This window comes from Pseudomonas sp. GW456-12-10-14-LB2, from assembly GCF_002884345.1.
Classification (GTDB): domain Bacteria; phylum Pseudomonadota; class Gammaproteobacteria; order Pseudomonadales; family Pseudomonadaceae; genus Aquipseudomonas; species Aquipseudomonas paraglycinae.
The window spans coordinates 44,620-55,489 of the sequence record NZ_POHV01000028.1 but is presented as its reverse complement, the minus strand read 5'-3'; the positions used below and the strand labels follow the sequence as shown (position 1 = coordinate 55,489).

10 protein-coding genes are annotated in these 10,870 nt (G+C 62.2%); 3 read left to right on the top strand and 7 right to left on the bottom strand.

Annotated features, from left to right (window positions below; translation table 11 throughout):
• Window positions 1–87 precede the first annotated feature (87 nt).
• Genes C1X29_RS19490 through C1X29_RS19480 form a run of 3 tightly spaced genes read left to right on the top strand, consistent with a single transcriptional unit; the run spans window position 88 to window position 5,551 of the window.
• Window positions 88–1,332, top strand: a complete 1,245-nt coding sequence (locus tag C1X29_RS19490) for an exonuclease SbcCD subunit D C-terminal domain-containing protein (RefSeq protein WP_102718146.1) — start codon at window positions 88–90, stop codon at window positions 1,330–1,332.
• Window positions 1,329–4,970: an AAA family ATPase gene (locus C1X29_RS19485; protein WP_102718145.1), complete on the top strand. Its 3,642-nt coding sequence runs from the start codon at window positions 1,329–1,331 to the stop codon at window positions 4,968–4,970. Before C1X29_RS19490 ends, C1X29_RS19485 begins: the two co-directional genes overlap by 4 nt.
• Window positions 4,967–5,551: a glutathione S-transferase gene (locus C1X29_RS19480; RefSeq protein ID WP_102718144.1), complete on the top strand. Its 585-nt coding sequence runs from the start codon at window positions 4,967–4,969 to the stop codon at window positions 5,549–5,551. The genes C1X29_RS19485 and C1X29_RS19480 overlap by 4 nt, the downstream gene beginning before the upstream one ends.
• A gap of 5 nt (window positions 5,552–5,556) precedes the next feature.
• Here C1X29_RS19480 and C1X29_RS19475 read toward each other — a convergent pair whose 3' ends face one another.
• From C1X29_RS19475 to araD1, 7 genes are all read right to left on the bottom strand, one after another.
• Entirely contained in the window at window positions 5,557–5,814 is a 258-nt protein-coding gene (locus C1X29_RS19475) for a hypothetical protein (protein ID WP_085746242.1), read from the bottom strand.
• Window positions 5,811–6,023, bottom strand: a complete 213-nt coding sequence (locus tag C1X29_RS19470; RefSeq protein WP_085746241.1) for a hypothetical protein — start codon at window positions 6,021–6,023, stop codon at window positions 5,811–5,813. The genes C1X29_RS19475 and C1X29_RS19470 overlap by 4 nt, the downstream gene beginning before the upstream one ends.
• A gap of 255 nt (window positions 6,024–6,278) precedes the next feature.
• Window positions 6,279–6,458 (bottom strand): hypothetical protein, encoded by a 180-nt coding sequence (locus tag C1X29_RS19465; RefSeq protein WP_011334602.1) that lies wholly within the window; start codon window positions 6,456–6,458, stop codon window positions 6,279–6,281.
• A gap of 156 nt (window positions 6,459–6,614) precedes the next feature.
• Window positions 6,615–7,790 (bottom strand): lactonase family protein, encoded by a 1,176-nt coding sequence (locus tag C1X29_RS19460; RefSeq protein WP_102718143.1) that lies wholly within the window; start codon window positions 7,788–7,790, stop codon window positions 6,615–6,617.
• Window positions 7,787–8,095: a DUF5629 family protein gene (locus C1X29_RS19455; protein WP_085746274.1), complete on the bottom strand. Its 309-nt coding sequence runs from the start codon at window positions 8,093–8,095 to the stop codon at window positions 7,787–7,789. Before C1X29_RS19455 ends, C1X29_RS19460 begins: the two co-directional genes overlap by 4 nt.
• Before the next feature lie 174 nt (window positions 8,096–8,269).
• The gene (locus C1X29_RS19450; protein ID WP_102718142.1) at window positions 8,270–9,850 is read right to left on the bottom strand and encodes an aldehyde dehydrogenase (NADP(+)); all 1,581 of its coding nucleotides are present in this window, start codon (window positions 9,848–9,850) and stop codon (window positions 8,270–8,272) included.
• A 9-nt stretch (window positions 9,851–9,859) separates the two neighbouring features.
• Window positions 9,860–10,852, bottom strand: a complete 993-nt coding sequence (araD1, locus tag C1X29_RS19445; protein ID WP_085746238.1) for an AraD1 family protein — start codon at window positions 10,850–10,852, stop codon at window positions 9,860–9,862.
• Window positions 10,853–10,870: the final 18 nt, after the last annotated feature.

The window sequence follows — 10,870 nt, the reverse complement described above, 5'->3', positions numbered from 1 at the left end:
CCTGGCGCAATAATCTGTAAACTCTCCCCTCTTTCGCCGCCCCTCTCATCCCGGTGGACATCACCTCTTTATATTGCGGAGTCAGCCTTGCGTCTGTTTCACACCTCCGACTGGCACCTTGGGCAGAACCTGCACGGCCAGGAACGCGATTTCGAGCACGCCTGTTTTCTCGAGTGGCTGCTGCGCCAATTGAAGCTGGCGCAGCCGGACGTGCTGCTGATTGCCGGCGACATCTTCGACACGGTCAATCCACCGGTCAAAGCCCAGGAACGCCTCTACGACTTCATCGTCAGCGCCCATGAACAGCAGCCGTTGCTGACCATCGTGATGATCGCCGGCAACCACGATTCCGGTTCGCGGATCGAACTGCCCGCGCCGTTGATGCGGCGTTTGCGCACCCATGCGCTGGGCCGGGTGTTGTGGCTGGATGACGGACAACTGGATGCGGAGCGTCTGTTGTTGCCGCTGCCGAATGCGTCCGGCGAGATTGCCGCGTGGTGCCTGGCGCTGCCGTTCCTGCGGCCTGCCGAAGTGACCGGCGCGCATCTGGGCGACAACTACCTGCGCGGCATAGGTCAGGTGCATGAATGGCTGATCGAAGCAGCGAATGCCAAGCGCCAACCGGGCCAGGCACTGGTCGCCATCAGCCACGCGCACATGGCCGGTGGTTCGGTATCGGAAGACTCCGAGCGCAGCCTGATCATCGGCAACGCCGAAGCCCTGCCCGCCAGCCTGTTCGGGCCGAGCATCAGCTATGTCGCCCTCGGCCATTTGCACAAGCCGCAGAAGGTCAACGGTGAAGAACGGATTCGCTACAGCGGTTCACCGATCCCGTTGTCATTTTCGGAAATCAGCTATCAGCATCAGGTGCTCGACGTCGTTCTGGACGGCGAAACCCTGGTCAGCGTCGAGCCAATGCTGATCCCCCGCTCCGTCAATCTGCAGCGCCTCGGCCCTGCGCCGCTGGCGGAAATCCTGCTGCAACTGGCGGACCTGCCGAATATCGACCTGCTGGCCGAAACCCAGCGCCAGCCCTGGCTGGAAGTGCGGGTGCACCTCGATGAGCCACAACCAGACTTGCGCCATCAGGTGGAAAGCGCCCTGCAAGGCAAGGCTGTGCGACTGGTGCGGATCGCCGCCGAATACGCCGGCAACCGTGGCGCTGATGGCGCCGAAGACGGCAGTGCGCTGATCGAACTGGACCAGCTCACACCGCAGGAATTGTTCAGCCGCGCCTGGCTCGACAACTACGGCAGCGAGGTCGATGAGCAAACCCTCAAGGACTTCGCCGAGCTGCTGCAAGACGTCCAGATGGAGAGCGAGCAGCCATGAAGATTCTCGCCATTCGCTTGAAAAACCTCGCGTCGCTGGCCGGCCCGTTCGAGATCGACTTCACCGCCGAACCGCTGGCCAGCGCCGGCCTGTTCGCGATCACTGGCCCGACCGGCGCCGGCAAAAGTACTTTGCTCGATGCACTGTGCCTGGCGCTGTTTGGCGCCGTGCCGCGTCTGAACAACACCGGGCGTGACGCCAAGGTGCCGGACGCCGACGGCGAAATCGCCACCGGCGACCCGCGCACCCTGCTGCGTCGTGGTACGGGCGAAGGGTTTGCCGAAGTTGATTTTGTCGGCGTCGATGGCCGTCGCTATCGCGCGCGCTGGGAAGCCAACCGTGCCCGGGAAAAGGCCGGCGGCAAGTTGCAGGCCAGCCGTCAGAGCCTGCGCGACATCGATCAGGATCAACTGCTCGCCAGCCAGAAAGGCGAGTACAAGACTCAGCTCGAAGCCGCGCTGGGCCTGAACTTCGAACAGTTCACCCGCGCCGTGCTGCTGGCCCAGAGCGAGTTCAGCGCCTTCCTCAAGGCCGACGACAACGACCGCAGTGAACTGCTGGAAAAGCTCACCGACACTGCGCTCTATACCCGCCTCGGCCGCCGCGCGTTCGACAAGACCAAAGAGGCCCGCGAAGCCCACAAGAAGTTGCAGGATCAGGCCACCGGCGTGACCCCGCTGGCACCCGAGGCCCGCGCGGAACTGGACGAGCGCTTCAATGCCGCCCAGCAGCAACTGAAGTTGCAGCAGGCGCAGCTCAAGCAGATCGAGCAGCAGCACAACTGGCTCAAGGAGCTGCTGCGACTGCAAGACTCGCAACAGGCCGCCGCCGAACAACTGCGCAGCGCCGACCACGAACGGGAGTCGCTGGCCGGTGAGCGTCTGAGGCTCACCCGCCTCGAACAACTTGCCCCGCAACGGCACCAGTTCGCCCGCAAAACCGAACTCGATGCACTGCTGACCCCGCTGGCTGAACAGATCCAAGCCCACACCCGGCAAGAAAGCGAACTGACCGAGCGCCACACGCGACTGGAGCAGGATCTCGCCGCAGCGCAGATTGCCCTGACCCAGGCGCAAACGCAGCAGAGCGAAGGCGCGCCGCTGTTGCGTCAGGCGTTCGAGGAGCAAAGCACCCTCGCCCGCCTCGCCAAGGATGTCGCAACCGGCACCGAAGCGAAGCAAGCCGCTGAGCAAGCCTGCGCCCAGGGCCAGGGCACAATCCAGACCCTGCTCGATCAGCAGAAACAGGTCGCCGAACGCTTGCAACGTATCGCCGCCGATCTCGAGCAAAGCGCTCACTTGGCACCGTTGAGCGAAGCGTGGAATGCCTATCGCGATCGCTTGCAGCAACTGATGCTGATTGGCAATCGGTTGAACAAGGGCCAAAGCGAACTCGCTTCCCTCGAAGAAAACGCCACTCGCGCCACCGAAGCGCTCGCCACGCAAAAGCAGCAGCTGGAAGTATTGTTCAAGGAGGCTGGCGCCGAACCGGACGCCGTCGCGGAGCAGATCGGCATCCTCGGCACTCTGTTGCAGGACAACCGCAAGCAACTGCGCGCCATCGAAGACCTGACGCGCCTGTGGGCCAGTCAGCAGGAGCTGGACAAGCGCAGTGCCGAACTGCAACAACGTCAGCTCGATGCGCAACGGGAGCGCGAGCGCCTGACCCAGGACGGGGTGAAAACCAAGTCCGAGCTGACCGTCGCCGAACAGACCCTCAGCGTCACCCGTGAATTGCTCGAACGTCAGCGTCTGGCCCGCAGTGCCAGTGTCGAAGAGTTGCGCGCGCAATTGCAGGACGACCAGCCATGCCCGGTCTGCGGCAGCAACGAGCACCCGTACCACCAGCCGGAAGCCCTGCTGCAGAGCCTCGGCCGTCACGACGAGAGCGAGCAGGCCAACGCGCAGCAAGCGGTCGATCAGTTGAAAGAAAAACTGACCGAGCTACGTGCCAGTGTCGGTGGCGTGATTGCCCAACAGAAAGAGTTGCTGCAACAGCAGGAACAACTGGCGGCACAACAGCAAACGCTGACGCCAAGCATCGAGGCGCATCCGCTGGCGGCATCGTTGCTGATTCAGGACAGTGACAAGCGCGCCGCGTGGCTGACTCGCCAGAACGATCAACTGAACCAGAGCATCACCCAGGACGAACAGCGCCAGACCGCCCTGCTCACGTTGCAACAGGATGCGGCGCGGCTGACCCAGCAATTGCGTCAGGCCGAAACCGCACACCAGCAAGCGTCGCAGCACCTGAGCAATCAGCAGCGCGAGCTGAGCGCTGACCGCCAACGCCTGGACGAAGAACTGGCGGCCTTCGCCACACTGCTGCCGAGCGACACCCTCGACGCCTTGCGCGCCGAGCCGGCCGCGACCTTCATGCAGCTTGACCGGCAAATCGCCGAACGTCTGGCGCAAGTCGATCAGCAGAAGGAAGAGCTGGCCGAACAGCAACAACGCCAGCAGACGCTCGAGAAAGAACAGGATCGCCAACAAGGCCGTACGCAGCAGCTGCAAACCGCTGAGCAGCAACTCAACGCGCTGATCGGGCAACAACAGGCCAGCCAAGAGAAGCTTGCGCAATTGCTGGGCGATCACACCTGCGCCGAGCATTGGCAGCAGCAACTGGAACAGGCCGTGGAACAGGCACGCAATGCCGAATCCACGACGACTCAGGCGCTGCAGGACGCGCGTACGCAGCTCGTGCAAACCGCCGCCGAACTCAAAGCGCAGCAGGAGCGTCTGCAAGCGCTGGAAAGCGAAGACCGCGATCTGGCCGGCAAGATCGCCGACTGGCGCGCCCGCCATCCGGAGCTGGATGACGGCGGCCTCGAAGACTTGCTGCGGGTCGATGACGCGCAAGTCGACGAACTGCGCCAACGCTTGCAGCGCAACGAAAAAGCCGTTGAGCAGGCCAAGGTGTTGTTGCAGGAACGCGATCAGCGCCTGCTCGATCATCAGGCCCAACACAACGGCAATCTGGATGCCGAACAACTCGCCAGCGCCCTCGCCGACCTGCAAACCCAGTGCACGGCCAGCGAACAGCAATGCGCCGAACTGCGCGCCGAGCAGGCCGAAGACCAGCGGCGCCAGAATGCCAATCAGGCGCTCGCGCAGCAGATCGCCGACGCCTATGCCGAGTATCAGCGCTGGGCGCGGCTCAATGCGCTGATCGGCTCGGCCACCGGCGACACCTTCCGCAAGATCGCCCAGGCCTACAACCTTGACCTACTGGTGCATCACGCCAACGTGCAGCTGCGGCAACTGGTCAAGCGCTATCGCCTCAAGCGTGGCGGCAGCATGCTCGGCCTGCTGGTGATGGACACCGAAATGGGCGACGAACTGCGCTCGGTGCATTCGCTGTCCGGTGGCGAAACCTTCCTGGTGTCGCTGGCCCTCGCGCTGGGCCTGGCCTCGATGGCGTCGAGCACGTTGAAGATCGAATCGCTGTTCATCGACGAAGGTTTCGGCAGCCTAGATCCGGAATCCCTGCAACTGGCCATGGACGCCCTCGACGGCTTGCAGGCGCAAGGCCGCAAGGTCGCGGTGATTTCCCACGTGCAGGAAATGCACGAGCGGATTCCGGTGCAGATTCAGGTACAGCGCCAGGGCAACGGTTTGAGCACACTGGAGGTGAAATGAACACGCTGTATTCCTTCCGCCGCTGCCCGTACGCGATGCGGGCGCGGATGGCCCTGCGTTATTCGGGTGTGCCGATTGAGATCGTTGAAGTCAGCCTGAAAGCCAAACCGGCCCAGATGCTGGCGATCTCGCCCAAGGGCACGGTGCCGGTGCTGGATGCGGACGGTCAGGTGATCGATGAAAGTCTGGAGATCATGCGCTGGGCGCTGGCGCAGAACGATCCGGATGAGTGGTTGCTGGGGGGCGATTCAAGGATCGCCAAGTTGATCGAAGCCAACGATCAAGTGTTCAAGGTTCACTTGAATCGCTACAAGTACGCCGAGCGTTATCCGGAACAGCCGATGGAGGTTTATCGGGCGGAAGGTGCTCTGTTCTTGCAGAAACTGGATGAGTTGCTCGAGGGTCGCGAATACTTGCTGACCAATCATCCGAGCCTGGCCGATATCGCGCTGTTGCCGTTCGTTCGCCAGTTCGCTCACGTGGATCGTGACTGGTTTGCGCAGACGCCTTACGTGCGGTTGCAGGCCTGGTTGCAGCGGTTTCTGGAGTCGGAGCTGTTCACCGGCATCATGAAAAAGTAGGCACGTTACGCCAGCACTTCACACATGCCGATGGCCGAGCAATCCACTTCAAACGGGCCGAGAAAACCGCTGGGAGTTTTCACTGGCGGATTTCCGGCCAGCAGCCCCAGCGCATTGGCCCGTTCGATGTTGTGCGCGATGTTGTGGTTGGCCTCTATGGCCCGGGCCAGGCCGCCGACCGAGCCCTGGCCGAACCCCAGAAGCGAAGCGCCGTTGGTCATGAACGCCAATCCGGCGATGACCCAGAGTCTGTAGCCTTTCATGCTCCGCCGACTCCCGCGAGTTCAGCTGAATCCACGGTCGCGTTCTGCGAGCGGAGTTCGAACTGGATGCCGGGATGGGCGACGTCGATCGGTGCTTCGAAGCTGTGTTGCGACTGCGACGCCAGACTGACAAACAGCACCATGACCAGGTACAGACCGATGGCCACGTAGGCGCCGCGCTTGGCGGAAGTGATGATTGAACTGGCCATGATGTGTGCTCCGTGGACAATGTTTCGAGGTCCACAGAATCGATCAAAAAAGCCGGGGTAACCACTCAGGGTTTTCCATAGTAACCATCAGCTTCGTTGATTATTTAGCCGGTCTATCTCGCTGTTTGAAAATAGCTATCGTCGGTCGTTGCGCAGGCAAAAAACTGCCCAAGGCTGCGATCTTTTGATTTTGCTTTTTGAGAAACAAGATCAAAGGATCGCAGCCTTGGGCAGTTCCAGGGTATGACGGAAATTTCAGTGTTGAGCTTTGTGATCCAGCGCGGCGTAGAAGTTGGCGCTTTGTTGCAGGTATTTCTGGGTGTAGCTCTGGGTGTGGGATTTTTTGTCGCTGATTTCAACGTTGGCACTGGCTGGCAGAGCCACGGTGGCGGAGATGGCGGAAGCGGCGATGATCGAGAAGAGATTGAAGTTCATGGCGGTAACCCTCGTGTTCAGTTGGCTTGCTTGCCCGGTTGGGCCGTGAAGCAAACTTAACGCTCGAGGGTTGATCGCTTGAAATGCTTTGCAACATTACCTGTTATCAGCAGGATTAATACATAGCTTCAGGCCCCGCAGACCGGGGCCTGCGGCTTATTGACGCACGAGAAACTTCAGATCGCTAGGGGCGTCCATCGGCAGTTTTTGCACGGTTTTGCCGAGCAGACCGGTCTTGCCGTCGCGCTCGACCACGACAATCTGGTTGCTCTTCTGGTTGGCGATCAGCAGGAATTTGCCGCTTGGATCGAGGCTGAACTCACGCGGGTGATCGCCTTCCACCGAACGTCGTTGCAGTTCCTTGAGCTGGCCATTGGCCGGGTCGATGGCGAACACCAGCAGCTGATTGGCGGTGCCACGGTTGCTGACGTAAAGGAATTTGCCGTCGGCGGACGCGTGCAGCGCGGCGGCGGCTTTGTCCGACGTCGGCTGGCCGGCAGCCAGATCGACCAGTTGCGTCTGGGTCAGGACGCCGTCCTTGTAATCGAACACTGCGACCTGAGCACTCATTTCCATGGTCAGCCAGGCATGTTTGCCGTCAGCGCTGAACAGCAGATGACGCGGGCCGCTGCCGGCTGGCAGTTGCACCGACGCGGTTTTCGCCGGGGTCAGCGGCAGTTCCGGGTTGGCTTTCGGGTCGAATTGGTAGATGAAGACCTTGTCCGCACCCAGGTCATTGGAGAACACGTAACGACCGTCCGGCGAGGACACCGTCGAGTGCACGTGGTTCGAGGCCTGACGCTCGGGATTGACCCGGCTTGCCGGGTGCGCGCTCATCTGCACCACCGGTTTGAGCTTGCCGTCGCTGCCGACCGGCAACACCGCGAGGGTGCCGCCCGGATCTTCAACCACCGAGTAGTTGCTGACGAACAAATGGCTGGCGTCGCCGCTGAGGCTCGAATGGGTCGGCTCGTTGCCCAGGCTCTGCACTTGATTGATCAGGGTCAGCGCGTGGGTCTTCGGATCGATGGAATAACTGCTGACGCGGCCGACCGGATCCTTCTGGCCAGGGCCGTTTTCGTTGACCACGAACACCCGGTGCTGATCCTTCGACAGGGTCAGCCACGACGGGTTTTCGCTCTTGATCACTTGCAGCGGTTTGGCGGCGATCTGGCCGGTGGCGCTGTTGAAGTTCATCCGGTAGATGCCTTCGCTGGTGCCGGCGGTGTAGGAGCCCACCAAAAACTGGAAGCTCTCGGCCGAGGCACTGGAAAGGCCCATCGCGCCGACACTGCCGGCCATCAGCAATGGCCAGAATTTACGCATGTTCATTCAGTTTCATCCTCGTCGTCGGCACTGCTCAGTACGTCACCGAGGCACACCAGACGGTGTTCGCCAACGGTTTTGGTGTCGCTGGAAAAACCGACGATCAACCAGCTCTGCAGGTCTTCATCAAACGTCGCCGCCGCCACCTGAGCCGGGGTGAACTCCCAATGCTTGGCGGTACGGCCATCGATGCATTCGATGTGCAGGTTGTCGTCTTCGTCGAGGGCGAATTCGAAAGCGTGCAGGCCGTCGATTTCGACCATACCGCAGTGTTCGAGGGCGTTGAGAAGGGTGTCGGTTACGGCAGTCATGGCAATCATGTCTTTCAGGGGGAAAGGGCCAATGATAGCTCAAAGCCCCGCGCTTGATCGTTCCCACGCTCTGCGTGGGAATGCCTCAAGGGACGCTCCGCGTTCCAGCTCTCGAATGGGACGCAGAGCGTCCCGGGCTGCATTCCCACGCGGAGCGTGGGAACGATCATGCGGTTAGAGGGCCTCGCGCGATGGCTTGCCGTCGACCAGCCGCTGAATACGCAGCGGGTTGGCGTTTTTCAGTGGTTCCGGCAGCAGGCTGTCGGGGTAGTTCTGGAAGCACACCGGCCGCAGGAAACGATCAATCGCCAGCGTCCCCACCGAGGTACCGCGGGCATCGGACGTCGCCGGATACGGGCCTCCGTGAACCATCGAATCGCACACTTCGACACCGGTCGGATAACCATTGAGCAGGATCCGCCCGACCTTCTGTTCCAGCAACGGCGTCAGCTCCGGGAAGCGCTCGAAATCCGTCTGCTCGCCGATGATGGTCGCCGTCAGTTGCCCGTGCAGGCCCTGCAACGCCGCGCTCAGCTGCGCCTTGTCGGCCACTTCGACGATCACCGTGGTCGGGCCGAACACCTCTTCCTGCAGCACTTCATCGCCACCGATCAGCAGGCTGACATCGGCCTTGAACAACTGCGGCTGCGCCTGATTGCCCTGCTGCGGATTGCCCGCCAGGTGCTCGATGCCGGCGTGGGCCAGGAGTTTTTCCAGGCCTTTGCCGTAGCTGCCGAGGGTGCCGGCATTGAGCATGGTTTGCGCCGGTTGATCACCGATCAGCGCCGCGACTTGCTCAACGAATGCGGTGAACTGTGGCGAACGGATGCCGATCACCAGGCCCGGATTGGTACAGAACTGACCGCAGCCCTGCACCACCGAAGCGGTCAGATCGCAGGCGACGGTTTCCGATCGCACGGCCAGGGCCTCGGGCAACACGATCACCGGGTTGATGCTCGACATCTCGGCGAACACCGGTATCGGCTGAGGCCGCGCGGCGGCCATGTCGCACAGCGCCCGTCCGCCGCGCAGCGAACCGGTGAAACCAACCGCCTGAATGGCCGGATGTTTGACCAGCCATTCACCGACGCCACCACCGTAGATCATGTTGAACACACCGGCCGGCATCGTGGTTTTTTCTGCTGCACGGATCAGCGCATCGGCAACCAGTTCAGCGGTGGCCATGTGACCGCTGTGGGCCTTGAACACCACCGGGCAACCGGCCGCCAGCGCCGATGCGGTATCGCCGCCGACGGTGGAGAATGCCAGCGGAAAATTGCTTGCACCGAACACCGCCACTGGGCCGAGGCCGATGCGGTATTGGCGCAGATCCGGACGTGGCAGCGGCTGACGATCCGGCAACGGCAGGTCGATGCGCGCACCGTAGAAATCACCGCGTCGCAGGACTTTGGCGAACAAGCGCATCTGGCCGCTGGTGCGCCCTCTTTCACCTTGAATCCGCCCGGCCGGCAGTGCGGTTTCGCGACAGACCACGGCGACGAAATCATCGCCCAGCGCGTCCAGTTCATCGGCAATCGCATCGAGAAACTGCGCGCGGCGTTCGGCGCTGAGGCTGCGATACGCCGGATACGCCGCCGCAGCGGCTTTGGCGGCGGCGTCTACTTCCGCTTCCGTGGCCTGAATGAAATCGTGGGGCAGTGCTTCGCCCGTGGTGGCGTCCACGCTCTGCAGCTTGACGTTGCCCGCCGCGCTGCGACGACCGCCGATGTAGTTGTGACCGAGAATCTGAGTCATGGGATCTCCTTAAAGGGTGCCGATGCTGTCCGGTTCGAATGCCGCTGCGACCGGGGCGATGCCGTTGACCAGCGGTGCGCCGAATTCGGCCTGGCTGATCTCGAACACGTCGCCCGGCTGAGTGCGAATGCCATCGGCGAACGACAGGGTCGCGGTGCCGAAGAAGTGAATGTGCACGTCACCGGGACGCAGGAACTGGCTGTACTTGAAGTGGTGGTATTCGAGGTTCGCCAGGCTGTGGCACATGTTGGCCTCACCGCTGAGGAACTCGTTCTGCCAAAGTACTTCGCCGTCGCGCAGGATGCGGCTGGTGCCCGCCAGGTGTTGAGGCAATTCACCCGTGCGAAGTTCCGGGCCGTAGCTGCAACTGCGCAGTTTCGAGTGGGCCAGATACAGGTAATTCTTGCGCTCCATGACGTGATCGGAGAATTCGTTGCCCACCGCGAAACCGAGGCGATACGGCTTGCCGTCGTGGCCGATGATGTAGAGCCCGGCCATTTCTGGCTCCTCGCCGGCGTCTTCGGCAAACGGCGGCAGCGGGAACGGCTGACCGGGACGCACAACGATGCTGCCGTCGCCCTTGTAGAACCATTCCGGCTGCACACCGGCCTGCCCCGCCGCCGGTTTTCCACCCTCCACGCCCCACTTGAAGATGCGCATGGTGTCGGTCATCGCCGCTTCGTCACCGGCCTGCTGGTGCATCTTGTCCCGGGCCGAGGCGCTGCCGAGGTGCGTGAGGCCGGTGCCGCTGACCAGCAGGTGCGCCGGGTCCGGGTGATCCAGCGGCGGCAAAATGCGCAGTTTGGCCAGCAATTCGGCGTAATCGTGACTGATGCCGAGGCCAAGGGTTTGCACTTGCTGCGCGAGGGTGCTGCCGGCCTCGATCGCGGCCAGGGCCAGATCGCGAACCGTGCGCGCATCTTGTACTTCACGCACGAGGCCGTCCTCGACCACCCCGACACGGCGCTCGCCGCTACTCAATTCGAATTGAACCAGATGCATGATGTTCTCCTGTTAAAA

Excerpts from the sequence above, each read along its gene's own strand:
- C1X29_RS19485 (WP_102718145.1), top strand. The coding sequence starts at position 1,329 with ATGAAGATTCTCGCCATTCGCTTGAAAAACCTCGCGTCGCTGGCCGGC.
- C1X29_RS19480 (WP_102718144.1), top strand. The coding sequence starts at position 4,967 with ATGAACACGCTGTATTCCTTCCGCCGCTGCCCGTACGCGATGCGGGCG.
- C1X29_RS19475 (WP_085746242.1), bottom strand. The coding sequence starts at position 5,814 with ATGAAAGGCTACAGACTCTGGGTCATCGCCGGATTGGCGTTCATGACC.
- C1X29_RS19470 (WP_085746241.1), bottom strand. The coding sequence starts at position 6,023 with ATGGCCAGTTCAATCATCACTTCCGCCAAGCGCGGCGCCTACGTGGCC.
- C1X29_RS19465 (WP_011334602.1), bottom strand. The coding sequence starts at position 6,458 with ATGAACTTCAATCTCTTCTCGATCATCGCCGCTTCCGCCATCTCCGCC.
- C1X29_RS19460 (WP_102718143.1), bottom strand. The coding sequence starts at position 7,790 with ATGAACATGCGTAAATTCTGGCCATTGCTGATGGCCGGCAGTGTCGGC.
- C1X29_RS19455 (WP_085746274.1), bottom strand. The coding sequence starts at position 8,095 with ATGACTGCCGTAACCGACACCCTTCTCAACGCCCTCGAACACTGCGGT.
- C1X29_RS19450 (WP_102718142.1), bottom strand. The coding sequence starts at position 9,850 with ATGACTCAGATTCTCGGTCACAACTACATCGGCGGTCGTCGCAGCGCG.
- araD1 (WP_085746238.1), bottom strand. The coding sequence starts at position 10,852 with ATGCATCTGGTTCAATTCGAATTGAGTAGCGGCGAGCGCCGTGTCGGG.